This is a genomic window from Erysipelatoclostridium sp. DFI.2.3, assembly GCF_019132535.1.
In the GTDB taxonomy this organism is placed as follows: Bacteria; Bacillota_I; Bacilli_A; order Erysipelotrichales; family Erysipelotrichaceae; genus Clostridium_AQ; species Clostridium_AQ innocuum.
Map to the genome: position 1 here is coordinate 1 of NZ_JAHOOJ010000010.1, position 24,237 is coordinate 24,237.

The following is a 24,237-nucleotide window of genomic DNA, read 5'->3' on the forward strand; positions in this document are numbered from 1 at the left end:
CCCAGACATACATGTTGTAGTCTCCGGATGCATCTTTGCCAATTTGTACTCTTGGCCTTGTGATATCTTTAATCTGGAGGGTCTCACCAAAAATATCCAAACGGCCTGATTGTGACTTAAAGTGTATACTGCTTGCATCGATCGTACCAGCAGTTACTTTATCGGCTGCTACACTATCAATCATGGCCGACTTTATCAGCGCATTGGATATCGTTGTGTTATCAGCATTTAAGACTATGGTCTGCGTACTGCCTGCTGTCACACTGCCTGCAAGCAGGGTGTTGACACGCTCCAAGTCTACGTCCAGTACGTGCACCTCGGCTTTGGTGGCATATAGGTCCTGTACGTACTCTTTCGATACGTAGGATGTCTCAATTTTCGCTACCTTTGCGGCAAGCTCTGTGACGTCCAGATTTTCGATTTCTGCATCCAGCGCAGAGAGCTTTTTGTTGACCTCAAGGTAGTTTGTATTGATAGTCTCAAACTCGCCCTCAAAGGCTGTGATTTTGTCTGTGATGACCTGTTTTGTGCTTACGAGGTCAGAGTAAGTCCTATCTACTTTTGTTTGCAGAGGGCCTTTATAACCTGTGTCTTGCTCCTGCTGGGTTTTTCCTTTAGATTGTATGGTGCCGTAAAATCCACCGTCACAATTAAACTCATAATCCATGAGAGGGACAACATAAGCATTACCGGCGTTATCCATTACACGCACGAGGTCACCTGCCTCAACATCAGGTCGAGCCATACGCCAGTTTAGTTTGGCAGCTCTGTACGTAAAGCCCTTAATCCGGTTGTATAAGACAGTGATGCGCTCCTGGGTCATCCCCGGACAGCTAAAATAGATACCAACGCCGGTTCCCGCAGACACAGAGTGCTCCTCGTCAATTGTGCAATCCAAACGGTTAATAAAGATGTCTTCCTCGTCGATTTCCAGCGGATCCGCAAATCGACTCGGGGATATAGTAAGACCTGTGTCGGTATACCATACCAGCCTGAGCTTACCATCTTTGTCCATGACAGCATTTTTGCCGCAGTACGCAGCAAGCACACTTATAGCTTCAATGATGGTTAGCCCCTGCAGGCTATCGACTTTGTAGGTAACATCATCCGCCCCGCCTGCATACTCAATACCTATCTTTTTACATTGCTCCTGCAGGATAGTGACTATCTTTTGATTGCCGGATAGAGCACTAAAAAACCCTTTATAGCAAAGGGCAAAGTTATCATATGCTGTAAGTTTAATGAATTCTCCAGAACGCACTGGTTTTTCTAAGTTGTACACACCTTTTTTTATCCACTCTACAGTACCATCGTCCAGCTCTAAACCAATATACGGTATTGCTTGACGTCCTTTAAGGATAGTGTTTTTAGGCACGTCTGTGAGGATAAATTCAATATAGGAGGACACAGCATCCCCAAACGTGATTTGTTCGGATGAGTTTGTACCGCCTTTAAGCTTAAAGCTCTTTATACCAGTATACTCAGTTCCTGCAATGTCGATTTTCAGCCGGAAGTGGCGGCCAGATTTGCTAACCGCCGTTTTGTATTTATCGGATGTGGTTATCATCGTACCACCTCCCTGCACTAATCTTCAATTTTAAGCATAAACTCGATTGATTCAAGCTCATTTGCTGTCAGTTCCACACGGTCCAATTCGTCGAGTGTAAGCTGCCTCACGTCAATCTCTTCCTCCAGCTCTAAAAGCTCCTCATACTCATCAAAATACTTCTTGCGAGCTGTTAAGTCATTATCCGGTATAGAATAATTGCCGTTTTTCTCAACGCCATATTTTTTGATTAAATCTGTGCGTTGATCCTCCAAAAAGACTGCCTGCTTTTTTACTGACTCCAGTGTCTTTTTGATATGGTATGACTGTTTTACGGGTAAAGCGGTGTTGAGCATCTTGCCAAGCGCCGGCTGTGCGTCTACAATCTGTTTATTTTTAAGCTGCATCCTTATTACCTCCTGCCAGTTCTGTGATAATCGCATCCTGCTCTACATAGATTTCATCCTCTGCTGCAGCCTCCGCGGCTCTAACTTCTGTGCGATTAGCCTTGTAGAGAGTCTGGTTGCTGATGTAATGCGTCAGATTTGCGTTTTCTGGATTGCTGGTATTGATTACAGCCTTTACCTGCTCGACCTGTACGTTGTCTACCTCGATATTTTTTGTTATCTCAATATTTTTATTTGATTTTGTAATTACTGCCATAATATCCTCCTTATTGCTGTATTATTTTTACAGTCGCTTTTTTGTACCAGTAGATGCCATCACCTAAGAGCCCTATATGCTCCTCGTTAATTGTACCACGGTATGACATGATAGAGAGGCTTGCCCCTCCTCCTCCATCGAATGAAAAAGGGAAGAACCCTGCAATCAGATTTTTTCTGATTTTAGCCATTTCCGACTCCCGGAGCACTCCCCACTCGATTGTTATTGTCTTTTTTTCAGCCACGACGTCCCCGGCCATAGTGCCGCTTGATGTACGTCCGGTATTGCTTGACCATATGATCTCGTTGTCAATTTTTATAACGGTAGGCGCAGGCAGCGCCACACCGTTTGCCGTGAGTATTGCCATACCCGCACCTCCTACATATCTATAGGACACTTACCATTTTTGCGAGTATCCTTGTTTACATTTTCAACGACTTTTTTCGTTACTTTTTGATCGTCAATATAAACATCAGTATCTTTATTCCTGATTTCTTCCTTAACCTCATCAAATTTATGCTTCAAACCTCTCACTTCTTCAATGAGGTCCTTCATGGTTGTTTTATCTGTATCACTTTGAGACTCTTTCCATTCATGCTGCACGTTTAGGGACCTTTCTCCGGCAAACGCGATCGTCGGCTCCTGTAGTGCTGCCTGCATGGCTCCTGACATGGATTGAGATAAACTCTTGACCTGCCCTATAAATCTTGGTGTGCTTGCTGCCAGAGTCTTACCGAGCCCCTCCATCATATGTGGCATCCATTGCTCATACTCTCGCAGAGGGCCAGTATCTGGCCGTGTAAAGTGTAGCCATGATGCAACGATGTTAGCAGCTTTTTTTACCTCGTTGGTTACTTTATAGGCATAATCTTGGATACCGTTTGCAAACCCTGATATCATGTGCCCGCCCCAAGTGTAGGAGCTGCTCCCAAGACCGCTAAGCCATGACGTGGCTTTATTTACGCAACTCTGCACGGTAGACTTAACATTAACTGATCCAGAGCCATTCTTAAAGTTATTCATCATCCCCTTGGCCTTGTTGTACATGTCACTGTACATCGTACCGCTAATCCACTTGCTTGTTGCACTCAGATTACTTGTTACAGATGACTTCATGCTTTTGCTGCTTGAATCTACAGTATTTTTCGAATCCTTAAAAGTACGTGAGATATCATTTTTAATCGATCCGCACTTGTCAGACACAAAGGTGACCAGAGGTCCCCATGCATTTTTGGTATCATTGCTCATGCCGCGGTTTGCACCGATTAGAGAGTCGCGCGCATTGTTAAAGTTCTTTTCAATTGATTTTCCCGCTTTCTCTGAGTTGACACTTACATCATTACGCACTGTATCAATGGAGTCTGCCACTACGCCCTTTATACTCCCCCAAGCACTTTTTGTGTCCTTGTCAGAGCCATTCCAAACACTCGATATTTTATCTCCAATTTTACCGAATAAGTTACCGGCGCTATCCTTTAGATTAGACCACGTATCCCCTAAGGATTTTGTGATTCCATCCCACGCCTTGCCTGCTTTCTTTTTTATATCTGTCCAGACGTTGCCTATAGCCTTGACTAGCCCGGAAAACAGTTTAGGTATTGCAGTTACAAGTCCTTTTATAGTCTTTGCGATACCGTTTTTTAAGCCCTCAATGAGGTATCCGCCTATCTCAGCAAAAACCGTACTCGGAGAGTGGATTCCAAATAGCTCTTTTATACCGTTTATGATGGGGTCAACTATTACACTACGTAAAAAGCCTATCGGATCAGCGAAGAAATCACGTACACCGTTGCAAAAACCGTCCCATAGCCACTTGCCAAGGTCTGCAGCTAGACTCAGGATACCAGACCCTATGCCGTGCACAGCTGCGATTATTGTTTGGAGTAAAGAGCCTGCAATGCCCCACCAATCAATGTTTTTGATAAAGGTTGCAATGTCGGTGCCTATTTGCCCCCAGTCTACACCCCTTATCGCTGTAAGCAATGTATCAAGGATGCCCTGTGCTGCATCGCTCAGAGTCATGCCAAAGTCAGCCCAATTTATGTTATTAAAAAAGGCGTTTATGCTCTTGGCAATCGTATCTCCCAGCTTGTGCCAGTCAATGTTTTTAACAAAGGTATGCACAGAGCTTATTGCTCCACTTAGACCTTTGCCGAGAGCTGCTGTAAATTTTGGCATATCCACGCTGTACATAAGACCCATTACTCCATCAGCCAGAGCCTTACCGATAGCAGGCCAGTCAGCAGTCGTTACAAATCCATAAAGCATGTCGATGCAAGCTTGTACATATGACCCAATCGTATGCCCCAACTTATCCCAGTCAACGCTGTACACAAGACCGTTAAGCCCCTGAGCTAATGCTTTACCTATCCGCTCCCAGTTAATGCCAGTAAACAACAAATACAACGTATTTACGATAGTGTTGATTCCGGTGCCAAACATTCGACCGATATTTACCCAGTTTATCGTATCTATCAAGCTGTTAAAGAGCTCACAAAACCCATCGCAAAACTCTGTGATGGATTTGCCTAAGTTATCCCATGATATCCACTTTGTAAATGATGCTACAGCCTTATTGACCTGCTGACCTATGAGCTTACCAATACCGGCATAGTCACCCTCGGCCCACAGGTCTTTGAGCTGCTTGACCCATTTTTTGATAGGTCCGTCATCGACATCAGTCGGTGTGTAGACCGGCATATCGCTCCCGCCGCCACCGCCGCCGCCAGAGCCGGCAGAATCATCCGCATCATCCAACTTGTTGATCTCGTCAAATCCCATGAGTGACCTGCGAGCCTTTTCCGACGCTTTAGCTGCTTTATCAGCAGATGAGCCGTATGCACCCATTGCATCCTTTGCTGCATAGATACCGGATGTGGCCTGCTTTGTTGCTGACATTGACTTACCAAACAGCGCAGACATAAAAGCCGCTATATAGCCGGTCACCGTGGCCAACGCAGACATAAGCGCATTAAGTGCGGGCATGATTGCCTGAAAGATAGGTGTAAATGCTGTGGCCAAATTAGAGCGTATCTGATTTAAACTATTTGCAAACGCAGTATTTGTCATAAGGGTAGCCCCAATGTTTTGAGCGAGTGCCATAATGCCTCGGCTCACTAGGGGGAATATCAGCGAGAAAATCGTAAACGACTTAATCAGCTGACCTACGCCCATATGAGCGCGCCCCATACCGTTAGAGGCCTTTTTACCGGCTGACCCTATACCAAGTAATCGGCTTGCAAAAGACGCTGCATGCTGTCCTGCTGATTTTAGCCCATTACTAAACTTATGCAATGCTGATGAGGCTAAGCGCTTTGTAAATTGCAAGATAGCATTGCCTGCTGCTCTAGCTACCCCGGACGTTGCTCCCATCTGTCTATTCATCGCGCTAAGAGTGATGTTTGTCCGTGCTGCAGCATCCTGCAGCTTAGCGATTTGTGTATCAAGCCCCATCACCTGCTTATCAAGAGCACTCTCAGCTTGTGCACTCATGTTAGGCTTATAAGATTCAAGCAGCGTTTTCCGTTGCGCTTGTTTTGCAAGGATCTGATTGTCGTACATATCCATCATGTTTTCAAGCTCAGCATATTTCTGGCGGGTCATTTCTGTATCAAATTGCGGGTCAAACTTGACTTTAGGCTTGCGTATACTGATTCCCGGCGGCCCTCTCACACTAGGACCATGTGAGACTGTTGTGCTTGGCTCTGTGTCGCTCTGAGCCTTCTGATAAGGCATCTGCACACCAGACATTTGCTTGACCATGCCCGCCATCTGCTCAACAAAAGCCTGCATTTCAAGCTTTGTACGGTTGAGAGTAGCCTTTACGGATTCATTCATTTTGTCGAGACTAGCTACAAGAGACTGCCTAAGATTTTTAAACATATCCCCACTCATAGCATCCACCTGCTTGCGTATCCGGTCAGCTATCTTACTCGACTCTGCCTGTATATCTTTGTCAAGGTCTGATTTTATCTCCAGATCCATCTGTATAGACCTTGCACTTGTCGCTCCCACATCATCACCTGCCTTTCTAAAAATAAAAAGGAAGTTATTCACTCATGTCCATAAACATCGCATAGACTTCTTTCATAACTTCCTCTTTATTCATGCTCTCAATCATTCTCTGGGTTTGCTTATCTCTCCACTCATTCCGGATACGATGCTGCTCCTCACTAAAGTGCTCCAACGTGTCAGCATCGTCTTCGGCTCTAATGGATATGATATTGCCCAAAGGTGTGTCTGGCATGATACCCGCCAGAAGCGTGGTAAACTCAATCCAGTCCATCTTATCGTCATACAGGTCCTTTGTGGGGTACTGCATAGCAAAAGACGACTCTATCAGCTCCCAGTCATCAAGGATATCATACCAGCGGTCTACTTTTTTTCTTCCGGCGTTTCCTCGTCCTCGAAATCTACTTCTGTATCTCCGATAGCCGCCATGATAACAGCCATGATATCGTTTGTAGCTGCCATCGTCATATTGCTCTCGTTGATGTAATCCAGAGCTTCCTTGCCGAGTGCAATCTGTATGATCTTATCAATCATTTTAATGTCAGATTCAAGGTCGTCTTCCGTCTTTTTCTGGGCTTTCTTGACCTCGGACATAATCAGCAGCACGTTTGTTTTAGACGTGTTTATAGGATACTTGTGCTCTGCGTCGATTTCAACTACAGGCCTCTCGTTGCGATTTCTGAGGCGGTCTACAACATCATATCTACGTCCCATCTTAAGCGCCTCCTTCTGGTGTTGCTGGCGCCGGCACAAAAGTCGGTTTTCCATCGAATATGATATCAAGTTCCAACGCAGCGACATTTGTGCTATCGCCGCCTGGTGCAGCTTTAACATCCAGCACACAATTACCAGTGATGCTAGAGCCATCCGGGAATTCAATAGAATACTTAGTGCTACAATCAAGACCGTCCTTCCACAGTACAGTATAAACATAATCGTTCCCCTTATCTCCTACGCTTCTTTTACCTTTCAGGGATACAGTAACTGCTTTGGCAGTTGCCAGGGCTCTGCCCCATCCTCCCTGGTCCATCGGGCTCCATTTTTCCACATTGCTTTCAATGGATAGGGAGAATGACTCCATATCCTTAATGGATGCCATATCATCTTCTGAGCTCGCAAGTCCTTTCGTCCCAATACTAAAAACAATGTCAAATACCGGATAGACACCGGTCGTTACTTTCGCCATAAATTACTCCTTTCGCTCGTATGTGAGCCATGTTTCAATTACATATTCATAGATGCCCTCTCCGTCCGTTCCAACGGAAATCGGCTCGTCGCTCCTCATATCACATTTAATAACTCGGTAATCACCAATTTTCGGCTGCTGTCCGTAAAAAAGAGCATGCATGCTTTGTGCTACACGCTCAGTTTCATCCGGGTTTTTATTCCAATGCACTACGATAGATACTCCCTTGACGGCTGTTGTGGTGCTTTGTAGGCCGCCTATAGCTAACATGCTGCGGTTGCTCGTTAGATTGCGCACACAGACCGTTTTTTCCTTAGATACGTCATAAGTACCTATCTTCCAGATATCCGCTGAGACCTGTGATTTGAGCCAGTCCTTGACGTCTTTTAAGGTCATCATGTGATAAGCCCTCCACTTTCTTGCTTTAAAAACTCAGCAAATGTTTTTTGTACCCACTGTAATCCATCTCCATCAAAATAGTAATCCATCCAATGGTCCTGCGCATCGTGATTTTTTGTCCGCTGGAAGGTAACAGGCTGATGCTCTTTACCGTTTTTATCAACAAACGGTAGATTATAATACAACCTGCGTGCATAAGGTGTATCAAAGACAATTGCTGCAACTAGCTTTGTACTTATGTGTCCTTTATCAACAAACCCGCTCCGCTCCAAGTCTCCAATATCTTTTGGTACAACAGCGCGGCTCACAATATCCGAGCGCATAGACTCCGCAGTCAGCTCTAAAGCGCGTTCTTTGGCCTTATTCAGCTGTGCTATAGCCCTATGGTTGATATTCACCTTTACGCTTTTAACATTCATAATAGATCAATCTCCGTACTGTAGATAACGCCTAGCAGTTTTGGCTTTCGCACAGCGTATATCTGCTTGCGCTCCGCACCAATCTGTACAAAGCCCTGGAAAGCTATCTTGCCCTCCAAGGCTTGTACATCGCCATGTATGATAAGCATACCACTGAGGGATATCTGCTTACTGTCTTTACCGTATACAATCTTTGACTTTTCGTCGTAGATCGCCAATCCATCATAGATAACAGTCTCGATGGGCCCCTGGTCCTCTGTGTCCTGCTCCTGATATATGACAACGTGTGTCGTAGCCTCGTGGGAGGGAAAAGGGAAAGGGCTCGCAATTACAACACCAGGCATCTGAGCCCTGTATCCTCTAAGAGGTTGATTATCTCTTGCGTAGTGCTGATACCGCCGTAGGTTACGTTGGCCATCTCGACTTTTGTGCTGCCTGCGTTATAGCCTTTTAGCGGACTATTGATATACGGACCATACTGCTTGATATAATCAGCCTGTAGGCAGACAGCACGGCTTATGAGCTCTTGCTGATAGGGTGATAGATTATCATACCCTTTGCCCTTGATGCGTCCAAAGCAGAGGTGGTCGATGCTGTACTCCGCATCTTTTAAGGCCTTGGGTAGCTCATCTTGTGATATGAGGTTACCGCTGTAATCAGCGGTGTAGTATTCAGGTGTTGCATACATGCTATTCACCTGCTTTCTTTTGTTCCTTTTCATACTCCTTGATTCTTTTCTTTAACTGTTGATTTTCTTTTTCCAAAGCAGCATATTCACTATATGCGATTTTCTTCTTTGGAGAGTATTCCAGCAGTTTTCCATCCTCCCCATAGATATCGTATCCTTCTTCAAGGTATGCATGCTTCTGCTCTTCGGCAATGGTGTACTCTTTATTGTCTTTTAATGCTTTCATGCTTATCCCTCCGCTTCTGCATTGATGATACATCCCTGTTCCAGCAGATCATCCAGCAATGCGAATGTTCCGTTGAAACGTCTGTTCTGATAAAGGTATTTGTCCGCAGTGCGGCTGTCATGACCTGGTGTAAATGCCTTGATATAAGAGTATTTGACGCGGGATACCTGTGCCTCAGGGTCAATCATGATGTAATTGATTTGTTTTCCTGCACTTGCTACCTGGAAGCCTTCTGTGAAGTCAAAAGCAGTCTTTAAGCGGCTTGCCGGCGCAGTCTTAATAGTGCTGATATCATCCAATGAGCGTACACGACGATCAATATTCTTCGCGCTACCAGATACCTCCAAGGTACGCTGGATGCCTTCTGCGTTTTTCAGTTTAGTTTTAAATGCAGGTGTACAGTACATGATAACACGTTCTAAAGGTACTCCTGCTTCTTCCATTGCTTCGATATTTGCGTCAAAATCAGAAAGGATATTTGCGGTTGTGATCGCTGTATTACTGATTTTTGCACCAACACGTTTTGCCTCTGTGTAGAGCTTAGAGAAGGTGTAACAATCTAATTCAGGAATAGCCTGCGTCTTCTCAAAACGTGATTGAATGTTTGCTAAGGAAACAATCTGATTCGTTTCGTCAACATCCATAGGGTCAATCGCGAATTCGATATCGCGATCATGGTCTAATGTCTTTGTTTCAAAGTCGTTACCATAAGAACCTGTGTTAAATGATAACGTCTTACGATTGTGATCTTTATAACCGGATACTGTGATTTTTGGTAATCGGATATCTTTTGTATTGATAATCTGAATGTCCTGATTTGTATTATACAACTCATTAGACATTAGCAAGTGCCCGTACATTTCAATGATACGTGGCCAAAATTGCGTTACATAATTTAATTCTGCCATTTATATAGCCCTCCTATTTTTTCTTAACTCCGAAAATATTGTCAAGTTGATCATCGACACCATTTCCGCCTGCAGTGCCTTGATTCCCTCCACCAATCTGCTGGAATCCTCCTGCTTGTGTAGTGGACTTGAAATCAGGGAATGCCTTTAAAACTGTTTCAATGGCCGTTTTGATGTTGTCATCGTTCAGCGTACCATCTTCTTTTGTTGCGTTTGCACGGTCTACAAGCTTACTTAAAAATGGTACTTTTTCAGCCTGCACTCCTAGCGTCCCTGCTAATTCTGCAACTTTCGCATCAATCTGTGAGTTCAGGATTTGTGCTTTCAGTTGTGCATTTTCCTGCTGCATAGCCTGGATACGTTGTGCTTCTTCCTGCTGTTTAGTTGCCTGCGCCTGCTTATATTGATTCATTGCTTCACTGGCCTGTTCTGGTGTCAATCCCTGCTGCTTAAAATATCCTTGTAGCACCTTGTCTTCTGTTCCAGCTGAACGTTTTGAAACAACTTCCGCGAGCTTGTCGTAATCAATCTGTTGAGTAGCGGTTCCTTGTGCTCCTGCTTGTGCACCAGCATTGTCACCTTCTCCGCTGCTTCCATCTTCTGCAAAAAGCTGAATATTCAACGGATATCTTAGGTAATTTCTCATTTTTAATTTCCTCCTGTTTATTCGGGTGTGCTCCCCTATCCTTTCGGACATGCACCTTTTAAAGCCTTGTCATGGTTGGGCATAAAAAAGCGAACTATTTACGTCCGCCTTTACCTTTCTTTTTACAAGACATGTTAATCACCTCCTTAACTCTATACCGTCCTTTACTTCAATTGCTTACCAAAATACGGTAGTTTGCGCTTGGGTGGGTCTTTCACGTGCCTTACCTCTCTTTCCGTTCTTCCGCAAAAAATGCAGGTACGCTTTATTTTCAACGTCCTGTACATCAATCTTTTATCACAATACTGGTCTTCTACTATCTCACAATAGCTATGTCTGCACATGACTTTTACCAGCTTCTTTTATTTTCTTGTGATAGTGTGCTTGCATGCGGTATAAATCATCACTTTCATCATCATGTGTTTTATAATACTCATCGATCTTATAATCAAGTTCCTGCATGATCTTTTGTTGCTCCTTATTTGCCTTTTCCACGATTTCCCTCCACTAAAAAAGCACCCAATTTATGAGTGCTTAATAACTACTTGATTTTCCATCCATCAACTGGATTGTAAGTTCTGTCACTTAACTCTACCCTGAAAGACGTTCTCAATGCTTCTTCACATTCCTTTTGATACATTTCAAATATTTTTTTCTGTTCTAATGTAGCTGAATCGTTTATTTTCTCGCCGACAAAATTACCATTATTGTCATACACGTCTTCAATCAGATCAATAATTTCTAAAGGTGGTGCAAAAAGCATTTCACTTCAACCTCTCTTTCAGCAGTTCCATAAAGATAAATTTTGCTTCTGTATCTGAATAATCAGAGAACGCTTCTGCAAAAAATTCCCCATTATTAGTCATGGATTTGGTTTTGGCATATGAGCTAAAATATCTCGCAACATTTTCATCTGTATCAGTAACACCCAATCTTTCTAATGTTTCGGCCCTTAATTCTGTTGCAAAATCATTTCTTTCCAAGTCGTTTATGAGTTTTTGCAATGGTTCATCACTGTATGGCTTACCGTATTCAAGATGATTCTTTCGCACATAATAATCATAATTGAGAACATGCCCCATTTCATGCTTTATTATCCCTTCAATGCCTGGCTTCTTAGTCCATTTGTACTGTCCGTACATTTTTTCAGTCAATGATTTAGCATTTTCAGGAGTAAGGTTTTTATTGATGCCTAAAGACAAACTAATTCCTTTGTTCTGAATGTCTATTTCTGCTTTAGCCGTTCCATCCTCTATGAGGTGTACGTTTTTTATGATTCCTTGCAAGCTTGGATATTCTTTATAAATCTTAGCCAGCGCCTTATCCACTTCCAGTATAGTACGTTCATCAATTTCTTTCAACGTCGAATCATCGAAGTTTTCAAGTGTTGAGGATAGAGTATGTTTATTCCCATGCACTTTCTCCTTCCGCTGATTTCTTTTAAACTCAGAATGCGCCTCCAGAAAGTCTCCAAGGTTCTTCTGAGCCTGCCTCAGATTAGCCTTTGCCTCTTTCTGGTCTTCATCCTCCACAGTTCCAGCAAGTATCCTTTTACGCGTTCTTATCTCACGTTCCAATTTACGCTGGTGCTGCTCATTGTTGTAATTTTCTAGGGCTATTTTTTGGTCTTGCGGTTTTGGTAGCCTTGTCACGCCCTCAAAGTACGTAGCAAGCGTGTGCCTGCAATTTGGGTGCAGAAGTCCTGCCTTAATAGCATCGGACAGCAACTTATACTTCTCTTTGTATTTTGCAATGTATTCATCATTGGGATGGCTAAAAACATCATCAATGAGTATTTGTCCCTGCCAAGGCAAACAAAGCTTACAGGCGTTCGCATGGGCTGATACAAAGACCAGATGCACACCTAACTCGTCACGCTTGCTGCCCTCACCGAGTAATGTTGCTCTATGGCTCGCTGTGCGCAATGCCATTTCCGCATAGTCTGCAATATTCACGTATCTTATAATCTCGCCGTTTTTATCTTTATAGGCTATACAGTTAACGCCCTTGGCAAGAAAATCCTCTGTAGCCTTATCGATTGCCTTACCAAGTGATATAGCCCCGCTGGACAGCTGAAACTCAGTCTTAAAGATTGTTTGACGGTACACGTCATCCATCTTGCGATATACAGCTTGTTGCACGTCCTCAAAGTCATTTTTTGTTGATTTGATAAGTGCGTCGAGCTTCTTCCGGTTCGTACCGAAAAATTGACTTTCCTGAGGAGGTTCTTTGCCGGGAAGCCCGGTATTGACCCCATCCTGCGGCAGTTTGAAATCAGCTTTACGCACACCGACACTAAAGTGATTGCGCAGGACCTGCTCGATTGCCTGTGTGATACGCTTTCGAAATCGGTATATGACGCTGGTTGTCTCTTTGCGGTATTCCTGCAGATTACGAAGCTTGGCCTTTTGCCACATTTCCCAGCTAAAACCCCGCTCCCGTTCCTCTACCTTATGGTTGATAAAGTTTCGACGCAGGGATGCCATCAGTTCCAGCTCCATTTCCGCAAATATATCTCTCAGAGCATATGGGTCCTTTTCTTTCTTTGCCATTATTCATCCTGCGGATAATCGTCTGGCGTTGGAGTCGCACCGCCTAAATCGTCAAACTCTGATATAACAGGCTCTTGTGTTTCCATGACGCCGTTCTCAATACGTAGCCGCTTTATTTCTTCCGCTTTCCATTCCTCATCTTTACTATCACCATACATTTCATCCACTGATGCCTCAACCGACATAATGACTTTACCCGGTCTTGCCTTGGCAACGGTTTCCACAGTCGCTTCAAACGATGGACTTGCGTATTCCCCGAAATTAACTGTAACATCGACATCGTTACCACTCGAATTTTTTGTGTAAGTATCAAAAGCCTTGATAACGCAGTTTATTACCTCAGGAAGTGTTTTTTGTATCGCTTCAATGATGATATTTCTTGTATACAACGTGGTTTTTTCTTTTTCTCTCTGTGCTTCCGCATTATCCATCTTTTTTGTATCAATACCTAATGTAGATGGTGATATAACTCCCTGCAGACAAAGGTCTAGGAAAGAAATATAAGATTGTAGATAATTCTCAGAAGGGATGACAGGTTGCGTGACATTGATTTGATTTTCACCTTTTTCCTTCATGTTGCCTTCTATCATCAGGAATCTATCATCATATTGATTGAATTGTAGCATCTGCCCTGTTTCTGGATCACGAGGAATAAGCGCCTCCGGAATATATTGCTTTGTCCTGGCGGCTCTTACAGCATCTACCCACTGGCTGATAATCTCATCCAGCCCGTCAAAGGATGATGTTTTCTTATCAAAAATACTTTCTCCGCGATTCTCCCACTTTGTGCTATCCTTAATCTTGAACGGTACAGCCATCGCAAATCGACCGTAGATTTCATTTTCACCTTTTTCATCCGGAAGTTTATAGCCAGCGAAGGCAACATCAATAATGTTAGCTGTTTGAGGGATCGTTGATAATGGCAAAGGATCATCCATGCCCCATTCTGTTAATACATTTTTGATGTACCCCTTGCCGTAGTGCTCGTAATGAACATAACGCTTGTGTGCGTGCTTATATTCTGTCTTGAATACACATTCCACAAAACGGCCACGTTCATAGACGATTTCCACCTTATCCCCAGGAACAAACTCTATAATTGGATATTGTGTAAGCTTCTTATCAAATGAGATTTTAAAAGCGCCGTCACCAATGAACAGCGCTTCTTTAATTGCCTTACGTAAAACCTCATTGAAATTGTTATCTTTGCTGATGTTATCCCAATCTATTTGCCGCGCCTCGACCTCGATGCCATTTAAATCGCGTATTACGATATCAGTAAGGACCTGCACCATCAACGAAGGAAGACCTGAATGAATCTTGCGTATCTTTATACGGGGGCTTGCTGCCCAGAAGTATGAATTGTCGCGCTCTAGTTGTTTGTAAAACTCATCAAGTTCTTCTGGATCGCCTCGCATCCATATACGATTTTTTATCGCATTAGACTCAAAGTTAAATGTTTCATTCAGATAATAAATGTTTTTCTGCGCAGGTGTGATATCGAGCCATGCTCTTATCACGTTCTTTGCTTTATTAAATAGTTTCATCGTCCACCTCCTATGGATCGGATGTCTTGATATACTGCACAAATGGCAGCCATCCATACTGACCAGCATTGATTGTATGGTCATTTCTGTCTTCTGGCTCGTATTTGTCTTCCTGCCAACTGTAAACCTCCAGCTCTCTGATGTGATGTATGCAGTCATCAACAACTAGATAATCGCCATGAAATATCCATCCCTGCTGCATATGGATACGGTCAATGATGGTTGTTTCCTTCCATGCATCATCAAATGTATAAATACATGGGTGTGTCCTCTTGTATTTATATAGCTCCGTCAGTGTTGCCTGATCAGCGCAGTCAATAAATGCATGTTTAGCGAAGCCCCACGCCTTTCTATTTCGCTCTAAAAAATCCATTAACCTATTAACAACATCACTTGGTGCGAGTGGTGTATTTAGATCCGCATTGTTGTATACTTCCTCATTCAGTATAATGACCTTGCCGCATGTTGTAATGCCAATAAACAATAAAGCAATGGTATCCGGACTATTTGCTGAGTACGATGTATCAACGCCAACAGTAAAATACCGATACGTATATTTCTTCGCATCGGCTTTTGATATGACATTTTTACTTCTACTGAAATTCGGAAATACAAGCCCTGTGGCTCTGCCACGCAGTCCCAATATTTTATTCTTGTACATCTTAGTTCCGGGTGCTACCGCTTTTTTCTTACGCTCAATGGCTTCCTGCGACAATGCGGCATTATCGTTGAAGTTGAAATACCAGTGTACCCACCCTTTTTCTGCAGGCTGATTCAGCATATACAATAATTCCTCTGGATAATCTTTTCTGTATTTTTTCAGAGGTCGTGACCTGTTAAGAAACTCATCATATACAGGAAGAGAAGGATCATCAGGGTTTGAAGTCGTCATCATGTAAACACAGCGGTGGGATATCTCACGCAAAAACTCCATATCAGCAATGTTTACCTCATCAACATACACACATCCTACTTGACCACCAAGCACTTTCTGCCACCGCTTTTTATTGTCATATCCACATATGTAAATGATCTTAGTGCCTTTGTTTGTTTGATACTCAATATGAGGCAATCTGATTTTACGTTTACCGGATGGATAGTACTCTGCTACTCCGTCGAATTGATCGAGCAGCATCCGCTCTCCATTTATGACGTTTTTTTCCACTGTACCTAGATCAGCACCAGCGATAACATGAAACCTTATGCCGCTATTTGCAACCTTACACATGAATTTGAAAATGCCGACGGTTGTTTTACCACAGGCTGTAACACCTTCCAGAAATTCTCGCTCAGTGTCTAAGCGAAGGAAATCCTTGAACTTAGGCGATAGTAATAACATTGGTTGTGTCATACGTCATCATCTCCAAGTGGTTGCATTTGATCTACAATACCAGTGATAGCATCCATTTTGTTCTGTACGCTCTCATCAGGAATATCATTGCTATCTGCTTTCAACTTATCCGTCTGTGCTCTTAACTGCTCAATCTGCGCTTTCTGTAAGTCCGTAGCTTCGCTATAATGCTTATCCAGCCATTTTAGCGCAAACTCTTTGCTGACAAGTTTTATAGAGCAGCCGTCCTTGCCTTGTTTCACCTCTTGGATAAGTGTGCCGTCTACTTCTGAGCTGTCAAGGAAATCAACATAGTTATATTCCAAACCTGTTTTCTCGTTTATCCGTCTGCCAAATGAAAGAAAGTCTGTTGCATCTGAATAAGCAATATCCATCATTTTCTGGAAGAAATCCTCAGCTGTGTACATGGCCTGCTTTATCTTAGCGTCCTTGATTGCTTGAATATGCTCTTGTATCTTAGTATTTCTCAGTAGCATGCTTCCGTTTGTCATCGCTGTTGTATAATCACAATCATACACCTTGCGGTATGCTTTTGTCGCATTAAACCATCTTACATAATATAGACAAAAAAGGCGCTGTCTCTCGGTCAGCTCCTCATTGTTCAGTGTTTCTATTTCTTCCGGCAGCAGCTCTGTTTTAGGAGGTTTCTTTATGCCATTGTTCTGTTTAGGAGCGTTCCCTTTCGCAATGGGAGCGTTCCCTTTCAATTCCTCATCCCATTTATCAAGAGATTTCCACTTTCTGATGTCTGAATCTCTCTTACTTACAGCTTTAGCAATATCCTTTAGCAGCATCTTACCTTTGCTATCAAGATACATCCGCTTAGCTTCGTCTCTGCTGGGACTTCTTTGTCTTGGCATAGATTAACCTCCTTTCGTTATAATTCCACTTCAGTTGACTTTATTTCATCGATATAGCGTGATTCAATTACATTCTTGTTTATCACGCTTTCGTATGCTGCCATTATCTTTGGCATCTGTATTGCCATCCAGTCTATCATTTCCTCATTCGCGGCCCACGCCTCATGTGCAGCACTGCTCTGGTCCATGCCGGATTCAAACAAAAATGCATGTATCAGCTCGTGTCTCAATACATGCCTCTGCATTTCTTTCAGATTATCTGTTTTATATTCCGCAGGAATGTCTTCTTGCTCACTTATGCGGATCTCCTTGGTATAGAAATCTGTTTCTCCTCCTCTACCATCAAGGGAAGGAACATATTTGATTCTATATACTGTACCTAATACATTTACCTTCATTTTCTTTTTCTCCTATATTCCCAGTGTCTGCTTGCATCAAATCCTGCTGTGTTTTCAGTTCGCCTGCGTGTATTTTCTTTATCCAACGCCTTACGTTCTGCCTTGTACCATTCGCACGTCCCGTGGCATCCTGGATGGCGTTTAGGGCAGTCTTTACACACTGTGATCATCCTCTAGTACCTCGTATGTCTTTTTAAAGATATCTGGCTTGCATGGATATAGTTCACCTCTTAAGCCTCTTATGATGTAATCTCCAGCTCTGGCTATCATCGTTCCTTCAAGCGTCTTTATTTCACACCATGCTGGATTGTGATGGAATTTTCCGAAATCATGCGTAATGACTTTGTTTTCTGATACTGCATCCCAGAACCAAACTTCACCTACAAGACCTCTCTCATTAAGCTGGAACGCTTCTACTACAACTGGTTTCTTTCTTACTTTCATGTATATCATTCCTTTCTGGGTAAAATAAAAGCACCTCATTGGGCGCTAATCATTCTGTATTTCAAATACCTTGATAATATTTCTACTGATTATCTCAGAAGATTCACCACTTTCAAAGCTTCTGATTTTATATCTCACTACCATTTTCACATATAATTTTGTATTACTCAAAAAGGGGATTTCGTCATCATGTACCTTATCAAGGAACTCCTGATCACTAATGATACAAGATATCCTCTTGCCATTTAGAGTCAGCCCCCATTGCGACTTACCGTTTAAATCTGGTTTATTCACTTTAACCCATGTTATAACTTCATTTTCCTCTATCCCTTTATTAAATTTATCAACATCTTGAGGTATTGATAAATAAGATAGATTTTCTCTATTTAAATCCAAACAATCTTTCTTTCCTTTTTCATCAACAAATTCATAAGAAAGGCCCGTTCTATCATTATCGTTTAAAACTGTTTTTGCTGTAGTAGCCATTCCTTTTTCAATATCGTTATTGTAAATATTTACGGTCATTGTATTAGCATAATAAATATCGCCGTATTTATTTTCTATTTTAGTTACATCATCACTCTTGACGATATCTTTAGGAGGATTGCCTTTTAGAAACTTTCTTATCTCTAACACTTCTTTAAACGCTTTTATGACAGTCGGCACCATAGGCATAATTGTTGGAGCAATTTCCATTATTTGTTCAATGTCTATTACAAAGCTCCCTTTTTGTATATTCAAAACTTTAAACTTGCAAAAATCATTCTCGCTTATGAGATTGTTAGATAAATTCTTCAATGTATCAACTGTGGCGTTTAACGATACAGACAATGTTTCTAAATCAATATCATTCTCCCCACCAAACCGCATAACAAGTTTTTCAGATATCATGATAAAATCCCCTTTAAATTTGCTTTTTCTTAAGTACATTTTATCACACATCCTTTCACTTTTGAATTATAAACTATATTATTACATTATCTATGTAACAAAACTAAATTAAAAGCGCCCTTTTCAGACGCTTTACGCTGGTAAGTCCGCTTAGGATTCCTTACCGCTTTTTCTTTTGGTTATTCCGCCACCAGGGCAACCAATATATCTAACAGGTGTTCTCAACAATATGAGGTATATCCCTGCTTTGATATCAATTTATAGCGCCTTTTTTTATGTCTCCCTACATGAGTGCGCTATCTCATCATTGGCCAACTCGTTTCCTGCTGGTTTGCCAAGCTCATTTCGTCAGCCCAGGCCCTTAAAACGCTTGCTTCGTAATTTGCATTGAGGGTGTTTTGAAGCAAGGAAGCATTTACCCTAATCTACAGACGATACATGGATGGGGGGATCGTCTGTAGATTACGGCAGGCATCTTAGGATGCCGCGTAAGTAAACCGTAAGAGGAAAGTGAAGCACAAGGAAGAGAATCACGCCTCATCCCCCGTACTTCCACGCTATCATTATATCATGTCAAGCCTATCCTAAGACGGTACACTTTTACAAAATATTGCTATTTCTTGTGTATATACGGTTGATAGCTCGCTTTGTATATTTGTTCACTGTATCTACTGAGAATCCGGTTTCACGCGCCGCTTCACGTAAGTTGTCACATTGATACTTCATCACATATACCGAAATCACCTTGCATTGCGATTCGGTTAAGCAATCCATCCAATTTCTGATTTTTTCCATACGTTGATACAATGGCTCCTGCTCCATAGCGATGGCACTTTCATTCATGGCTGCTTGATGTTGGATACCATCTTTGCTACACTGCCCTTCTGGAGCTCGTACAATGCTGCCGCCAGGCGACTTATGGTATAGGAAATATTTTTTATCAAGTAATTCATACCACCTTGATTTTAAAAGGTAGTAACTCATGAGCTCTCCCTTTATGTATTTTTTCATACGCTTCTCTTTATCGAATTCAAACTCTTCCTCCTCCCATATCATTTGATTTTCCACCTGCCTGCTTCCAGATTGTCATACAGCCCTCTTACTGTGCCGTCGTACATCATTCTGCCGGTGCTAAGTTTGCGATACGCTTTAGCCTCTCTCTTGTTGTGATCAACTTTGTAATAGCCTTCAAGTCCGACAATTTCAAAATATTTGTCTTTGCCGATATCTTTAAACTTCATTCAGTCACCCCTTTCGTTCAAAACGCAGATAAGCATAAATGATAAATACAGCAGGATGCACAATGATAGATCAACCATATTTCCTTTTCAGCTCCTTTTCTGCGTTTCTCCATTTTTTTATTGCCATCCGGATAATAAACCACAACCGGCTGTTTGTATGTATACGGCCGTCTATGCTATTGTATTTTTTCATTTGTTACATCACCTTCCGCTTCTCAGCATACAAAATAATAATTCTGTAATAGATTTTTTCCGGTGTTCAGGATATGCATCTTTGATTTTATGCAATCTCCAATCGTTACTTTCACCTTTAAATTGAGTCGGATTCTCAAACTCCCTGTAGATATCTTCATTTTTTCTTCCTAACGTAGACGGTACTGGAACTAGCACTCCGATATCATGCGGTATGTCATGAATGACTTTCTTGTATAATTCCATCGGCATCACCAGATAGTTTTCTTCTCCTATGTAATTTTGCCCATGCCCACTTTTAAAGTCGCCTAAGCAGCTTTTTACCTCGTAGCAGATAAAGATGCCTTTTTCTAAGCCGCTGATACTCATTTGGTTTGGCGGAACAAATTGCATATAGTCTACTCTGCACGCATCTTTCGTGCCGTAATCAACGGTAACCTCACTGGCATAGTATTTACCGACACCGGTAAACCTTTGCTGATAAAGGATATCGCCTAACAGTATAGTAATCTCCTTGCGCGTCATCGTTTACCTCCTAATCACTGAATACATCGTTATAATCGAAATCCTCATAATATCCGATAAGCTGGTCTTCCATTACAAATTTATTGTCTGTGTCCACCTTATGAATATCTCGGATAATCTTTACAAACTCATCATTGTTCCAGCTAAATCCTCGGCCGCCATACTTATAAAGCCTTTTAAGTGATGACACTGGATAAAATGAATTAACATAATGCAGCTCCCGCTTTGACAGAGCTTCCCATGTTTCCTGCGTGGTTATATACTCTCTGGTTGCCAGATCATATGCAATCTTACAATGCTGGAAATCAAACGTTTTATCCATCATTTCCTGCGCGTCACCATAAAATCGTAAGATAAATTGATAAACCATATCATTTCTTTTTAAAGCGATACTTTTGTTTCCTAGGAAATCTTTATCATTTACTTCAAAATGATTTCTCTCTAAAAGCACATAATCATATCCATTGTCAAACATCCATCGTTGCTTCTGAAATAATGGTTCTGGTATTTCTATCCATCCGGCGTAATCTTCAATGAGGTAGATAACATTATCTTTTCTTTTGTCTGATGAAATTTTAATCTTAAGTTCATCAAAACATTTATCGTCTCCAACCTCGATTACTTTACCGGTGAGCAGGTTGTCGTACATGAGTAAAGCCTGCCACTCATTTGATGTTTTAGTGATGTATTTATCATCACCTGCCTGCTCGATAAATAAATCTCTTGCATCCTTAGTCTTAAAATAGATATCCACATCATGGATAGGTTGGCGTGTGGCATTACTCACACACGCCCCGCCTGCTATATAACAATTATCCATAATCCACTGATTGTTGATAGTATCACTGATGTTTAAATCTTTTATCAATAGCTGCATCTTACACCCTCCTTAAAATGGTAGATCATCACTGGCGATATCCAGTGTGCTGCTGCTTGTAAAGCCATCGGAATAGGACTGGTCGTTGTCACTCTGGTAGCCCTGATTGCTTCCATGATCATAATCAGGTACATAGGCATTGCTGTTCGCATTGCTTGCAGCTGCGCTTTTGCTTTCCAGAAACTGTACGCTGTCTGCAACAACTTCTGTAACATAAACACGTTTCCCACTCTGATCATCATAGCTGCGTGTCTGGATTCTTCCTTCCACGCCAACCAGTGAGCCTTTATGTGTATACTGCTGCACGATATCAGCTGTTTTATTCCAGGCAACCGTGTTGATGAAATCAGCATCCGGCTGTCCCTCCTGCTTGAAACGGCGGGTGCAGGCCAATGTAAAGCTTGTGACACTGGCTCCGTTTGCAGTCTTACGCAGCACTGGGTCTTTTGTAAGCCTGCCGACTAATACCACTCTGTTCATTCTTCTTCACTCTCCTTCATGAATACAAACCAATAAGTCTTATTCCCTCTACCTTTATCTCCAAATATCGGTATAGTATCTAATACTTCAAACAATTCTTTTTGCTTTATATCTGTTTCATTCCATTTGAATACCAACGTTCCATATGGTTTAAGCACCCTCATACATTCATCAAATACCTGTTTCAAGTATGGTTTCCATTCTGGCGGTAATTTTCCATATTTCTTTGCCAACCATGAATTATCTCCAACCTTTACTAAATGCGGCGGATCAAACACAACCATGTCATAGGTGTTATCCGGTACAGGCAGGTGTCTGAAATCCCACTGAGTATCTGGATGTATCTTAAGCATTCTTCCATCACAAAGCGGTTCCTCTAACTTTCTGAGGTCATTAAAATGCACAAGAGGATTATTTTTATTAAAATAAAACATTTTACTTCCGCAGCAAACGTCTAATATCCTTTTCATCATTTTTCTTCTCCTTCATATAACTCTCTTATCGCTTTCTTTACTTCATCTAGTGCCACATAATCTTTATCATTAACAGTGACAAGGACATTTTCCAGACCGCACTTTTTGAGTATATCCTCAATTTTTACTACGGCGTGACCTGCTATTACTGACTGTTTCATCGCTATATCTCCAGCGCCAGATTAACATCCGAGAGCATCAACTTTTTTGACTTATTGTAAAACTCTTTTTTTATCTCAAACCCATAACAACTGCGGTTTAATTCTGCGCACGATCTTAACGTTGACCCGCTGCCTGCTACCGGATCAATCACCACATCACCGATATCAGTGTAAATCTGGATGAGTTGTTTTAATAAAGGGATTGGTTTTTGTGTTGGATGTATTTTAGGATAATTACCGCCTCTATCCCACTCAAACCAATCCAGTATCATCCTTCCGTTGTTGTTAAACTTTGGCAGCTTATCACGGTACAGTACAATCGCTGTCTCTGTCGCTCCGCACACACGCATGTTGGCCTTTAGCACCTGAGATGATGTTTTTTTTATGAAAAATAACGGTTGTGCGTGTTTAAATCCAAATCCTTTTGCGTACTCCCTTATCTCATTAAGCTGCTGCCAAGAACAGAAAATAATCATGCAAGGTGCCTTCCCAGTTTCCTTAGGCTCTTTTTTCAATAATCGTACACAGAACTGGAAGAAATTATAAATCTTGAAATCATCATCTGTATCAAAGAACGTTTTCCCTGCCTTGCTGCTCTCGCCGTTTTTGTTATCGCCGTCAATATACCAGTCTGATCGCGAACCATATGCATTTGTCCCAATGTTGTATGGAATATCGGCTATAATAAGCTGCGCTCTTGGTATCTGGTATCGTTTGGCATTTTCAAAATGGTCGTTATATAATTCAATTTTCAATTCTTACACCTCTCTCTAAAAAAGCTGTAACTGTGTTTTATTCATTTTAATTCGATCTTTTGCTGTATTGAAAATACTTTCTTCTGATTCTATTCCTATGTATTTACGATTTGTGTTCTGCGCTGCGATGCAAGTAGATCCAGATCCCATACAATTATCAAGCACAATATCGTAATCATTTGTATAGGTCCGGATAAGGTATTCGAGTAAAGCTATAGGCTTCTGTGTAGGATGTAATGAGCATTTCTGCGTATCTGCCGAGAATACCTGTATACTGCGTGGGTAGCGTGCAGCGGAATCATAGATATAATCTTCATCTGCTTGTCCATACACATCGGTTTGCAACCCTTTACGCCTATAAGATACTTTCCGCTGTCCTGATGTCATCTGTGGATTATATGTACATTGACTTTTATAAAACACACATATCACTTCATGATTTCTTAATGGTTGTTTCTTTGCGTTTAAAAATCCGGTGCCTTTGACTTTATCCCATATCCAGTCATATTTATACATCTGTAAATTACTCAACCTCAGGCGGCTTGAGAACGGCTCTGCGCCAAACAAAACAATAGCTGCATTATCTTTTGCTACTCTGCAGTATTGCTCCCACAACTTATCAAACGGAATAACAACATCCCATTTACATTGTGTCGTACCATAAGGGAGATCGCACAGTATCATATCAATACTTTTGTCTGGAATATCTTTCATTACTTCAAGACAATCCCCATGTTTGATATAGCTTTCCATTTTCCCTCCCTTAAAATAAACTTAATTGCTCATGTAGTGCTCTAT

General features: G+C 41.9%; 33 protein-coding genes and 1 pseudogene. All 34 read right to left on the reverse strand.

Translation table 11 applies throughout. The features are described from left to right. Positions 1-1,567, reverse strand: a pseudogene (locus tag KSZ58_RS11285) (hypothetical protein); the annotation flags it as partial. 17 nt (positions 1,568-1,584) lie between these two features. After that, positions 1,585-1,953, reverse strand: coding sequence for a hypothetical protein (locus KSZ58_RS11290; RefSeq protein WP_217752733.1), 369 nt, complete (start codon positions 1,951-1,953; stop codon positions 1,585-1,587). Beyond that, positions 1,943-2,209: a hypothetical protein gene (locus KSZ58_RS11295; RefSeq protein WP_217752734.1), complete on the reverse strand. Its 267-nt coding sequence runs from the start codon at positions 2,207-2,209 to the stop codon at positions 1,943-1,945. Before KSZ58_RS11295 ends, KSZ58_RS11290 begins: the two co-directional genes overlap by 11 nt. 10 nt (positions 2,210-2,219) lie before the next feature. Beyond that, positions 2,220-2,576, reverse strand: a complete 357-nt coding sequence (locus tag KSZ58_RS11300) for a hypothetical protein (protein WP_217752735.1) — start codon at positions 2,574-2,576, stop codon at positions 2,220-2,222. Between the two features lie 11 nt (positions 2,577-2,587). Next, positions 2,588-6,265 (reverse strand): hypothetical protein, encoded by a 3,678-nt coding sequence (locus KSZ58_RS11305; RefSeq protein WP_233104397.1) that lies wholly within the window; start codon positions 6,263-6,265, stop codon positions 2,588-2,590. Then, positions 6,258-6,569 (reverse strand): Gp15 family bacteriophage protein, encoded by a 312-nt coding sequence (locus KSZ58_RS11310; RefSeq protein WP_217752771.1) that lies wholly within the window; start codon positions 6,567-6,569, stop codon positions 6,258-6,260. Before KSZ58_RS11310 ends, KSZ58_RS11305 begins: the two co-directional genes overlap by 8 nt. 14 nt (positions 6,570-6,583) lie before the next feature. Next, positions 6,584-6,934 (reverse strand): hypothetical protein, encoded by a 351-nt coding sequence (locus KSZ58_RS11315; RefSeq protein WP_217752736.1) that lies wholly within the window; start codon positions 6,932-6,934, stop codon positions 6,584-6,586. A gap of 1 nt (position 6,935) precedes the next feature. Further along, positions 6,936-7,406: a phage tail tube protein gene (locus KSZ58_RS11320; RefSeq protein WP_217752737.1), complete on the reverse strand. Its 471-nt coding sequence runs from the start codon at positions 7,404-7,406 to the stop codon at positions 6,936-6,938. Positions 7,407-7,409: 3 nt separating this feature from the next. Then, positions 7,410-7,805 carry a minor capsid protein gene (locus KSZ58_RS11325; RefSeq protein ID WP_217752738.1) on the reverse strand — a complete coding sequence of 132 codons (396 nt, stop codon included), beginning with the start codon at positions 7,803-7,805 and terminating at the stop codon, positions 7,410-7,412. Next, complete coding sequence (locus tag KSZ58_RS11330) at positions 7,802-8,224, reverse strand: minor capsid protein (RefSeq protein ID WP_217752739.1); 423 nt, start codon at positions 8,222-8,224, stop codon at positions 7,802-7,804. The genes KSZ58_RS11325 and KSZ58_RS11330 overlap by 4 nt, the downstream gene beginning before the upstream one ends. Then, on the reverse strand, positions 8,221-8,373 hold the full coding sequence (locus tag KSZ58_RS22725) for a hypothetical protein (RefSeq protein ID WP_254884717.1): 153 nt from the start codon (positions 8,371-8,373) through the stop codon (positions 8,221-8,223). Before KSZ58_RS22725 ends, KSZ58_RS11330 begins: the two co-directional genes overlap by 4 nt. Positions 8,374-8,552: 179 nt before the next feature. Then, a complete protein-coding gene (locus KSZ58_RS11340; RefSeq protein WP_254884718.1) occupies positions 8,553-8,945 on the reverse strand; it encodes a hypothetical protein in 393 nt (130 codons plus the stop codon). Then, complete coding sequence (locus KSZ58_RS11345; protein WP_008728256.1) at positions 8,914-9,138, reverse strand: hypothetical protein; 225 nt, start codon at positions 9,136-9,138, stop codon at positions 8,914-8,916. The genes KSZ58_RS11340 and KSZ58_RS11345 overlap by 32 nt, the downstream gene beginning before the upstream one ends. Positions 9,139-9,140: 2 nt before the next feature. After that, entirely contained in the window at positions 9,141-10,046 is a 906-nt protein-coding gene (locus KSZ58_RS11350; protein WP_217752741.1) for a capsid protein, read from the reverse strand. 13 nt (positions 10,047-10,059) lie between these two features. Further along, positions 10,060-10,692, reverse strand: coding sequence for a hypothetical protein (locus KSZ58_RS11355; RefSeq protein WP_217752742.1), 633 nt, complete (start codon positions 10,690-10,692; stop codon positions 10,060-10,062). A 330-nt stretch (positions 10,693-11,022) separates the two neighbouring features. Next, positions 11,023-11,187, reverse strand: coding sequence for a hypothetical protein (locus KSZ58_RS11360; protein WP_217752743.1), 165 nt, complete (start codon positions 11,185-11,187; stop codon positions 11,023-11,025). 46 nt (positions 11,188-11,233) lie between these two features. Then, positions 11,234-11,455: a hypothetical protein gene (locus tag KSZ58_RS11365; protein WP_217752744.1), complete on the reverse strand. Its 222-nt coding sequence runs from the start codon at positions 11,453-11,455 to the stop codon at positions 11,234-11,236. Between the two features lies 1 nt (position 11,456). After that, positions 11,457-13,244, reverse strand: a complete 1,788-nt coding sequence (locus tag KSZ58_RS11370) for a phage minor capsid protein (RefSeq protein ID WP_217752745.1) — start codon at positions 13,242-13,244, stop codon at positions 11,457-11,459. Further along, on the reverse strand, positions 13,244-14,791 hold the full coding sequence (locus tag KSZ58_RS11375) for a capsid protein (RefSeq protein WP_217752746.1): 1,548 nt from the start codon (positions 14,789-14,791) through the stop codon (positions 13,244-13,246). Before KSZ58_RS11375 ends, KSZ58_RS11370 begins: the two co-directional genes overlap by 1 nt. Before the next feature lie 10 nt (positions 14,792-14,801). Beyond that, positions 14,802-16,142 carry a terminase gene (locus tag KSZ58_RS11380; RefSeq protein WP_217752747.1) on the reverse strand — a complete coding sequence of 447 codons (1,341 nt, stop codon included), beginning with the start codon at positions 16,140-16,142 and terminating at the stop codon, positions 14,802-14,804. Beyond that, the gene (locus tag KSZ58_RS11385) at positions 16,139-17,002 is read right to left on the reverse strand and encodes a terminase small subunit (RefSeq protein WP_217752748.1); all 864 of its coding nucleotides are present in this window, start codon (positions 17,000-17,002) and stop codon (positions 16,139-16,141) included. Before KSZ58_RS11385 ends, KSZ58_RS11380 begins: the two co-directional genes overlap by 4 nt. Before the next feature lie 17 nt (positions 17,003-17,019). Continuing rightward, entirely contained in the window at positions 17,020-17,400 is a 381-nt protein-coding gene (locus tag KSZ58_RS11390) for a hypothetical protein (RefSeq protein WP_217752749.1), read from the reverse strand. 153 nt (positions 17,401-17,553) lie between these two features. Then, positions 17,554-17,844, reverse strand: a complete 291-nt coding sequence (locus KSZ58_RS11395) for a hypothetical protein (RefSeq protein ID WP_175627685.1) — start codon at positions 17,842-17,844, stop codon at positions 17,554-17,556. Between the two features lie 45 nt (positions 17,845-17,889). Next, positions 17,890-18,774, reverse strand: a complete 885-nt coding sequence (locus KSZ58_RS11400; protein ID WP_175627686.1) for a hypothetical protein — start codon at positions 18,772-18,774, stop codon at positions 17,890-17,892. A 561-nt stretch (positions 18,775-19,335) separates the two neighbouring features. Continuing rightward, a complete protein-coding gene (locus KSZ58_RS11405) occupies positions 19,336-19,791 on the reverse strand; it encodes a hypothetical protein (protein WP_217752750.1) in 456 nt (151 codons plus the stop codon). Continuing rightward, positions 19,788-19,976 (reverse strand): hypothetical protein, encoded by a 189-nt coding sequence (locus KSZ58_RS11410; RefSeq protein WP_022300254.1) that lies wholly within the window; start codon positions 19,974-19,976, stop codon positions 19,788-19,790. The genes KSZ58_RS11405 and KSZ58_RS11410 overlap by 4 nt, the downstream gene beginning before the upstream one ends. 70 nt (positions 19,977-20,046) lie before the next feature. Beyond that, complete coding sequence (locus KSZ58_RS23200; RefSeq protein ID WP_257269963.1) at positions 20,047-20,169, reverse strand: hypothetical protein; 123 nt, start codon at positions 20,167-20,169, stop codon at positions 20,047-20,049. Between the two features lie 8 nt (positions 20,170-20,177). After that, positions 20,178-20,693, reverse strand: a complete 516-nt coding sequence (locus KSZ58_RS11415) for a hypothetical protein (RefSeq protein ID WP_217752751.1) — start codon at positions 20,691-20,693, stop codon at positions 20,178-20,180. 10 nt (positions 20,694-20,703) lie between these two features. Then, complete coding sequence (locus KSZ58_RS11420; RefSeq protein WP_217752752.1) at positions 20,704-21,570, reverse strand: hypothetical protein; 867 nt, start codon at positions 21,568-21,570, stop codon at positions 20,704-20,706. A 12-nt stretch (positions 21,571-21,582) separates the two neighbouring features. Further along, positions 21,583-22,050: a single-stranded DNA-binding protein gene (locus tag KSZ58_RS11425; RefSeq protein ID WP_217752753.1), complete on the reverse strand. Its 468-nt coding sequence runs from the start codon at positions 22,048-22,050 to the stop codon at positions 21,583-21,585. Beyond that, the gene (locus KSZ58_RS11430; RefSeq protein WP_308125133.1) at positions 22,047-22,523 is read right to left on the reverse strand and encodes a methyltransferase; all 477 of its coding nucleotides are present in this window, start codon (positions 22,521-22,523) and stop codon (positions 22,047-22,049) included. The genes KSZ58_RS11425 and KSZ58_RS11430 overlap by 4 nt, the downstream gene beginning before the upstream one ends. Next, positions 22,520-22,684 (reverse strand): hypothetical protein, encoded by a 165-nt coding sequence (locus tag KSZ58_RS11435; RefSeq protein WP_217752754.1) that lies wholly within the window; start codon positions 22,682-22,684, stop codon positions 22,520-22,522. Before KSZ58_RS11435 ends, KSZ58_RS11430 begins: the two co-directional genes overlap by 4 nt. 2 nt (positions 22,685-22,686) lie before the next feature. Continuing rightward, on the reverse strand, positions 22,687-23,439 hold the full coding sequence (locus KSZ58_RS11440) for a site-specific DNA-methyltransferase (RefSeq protein WP_217752755.1): 753 nt from the start codon (positions 23,437-23,439) through the stop codon (positions 22,687-22,689). Positions 23,440-23,454: 15 nt separating this feature from the next. Then, the gene (locus tag KSZ58_RS11445) at positions 23,455-24,192 is read right to left on the reverse strand and encodes a site-specific DNA-methyltransferase (RefSeq protein ID WP_217752756.1); all 738 of its coding nucleotides are present in this window, start codon (positions 24,190-24,192) and stop codon (positions 23,455-23,457) included. Between the last annotated feature and the right edge of the window lie 45 nt (positions 24,193-24,237).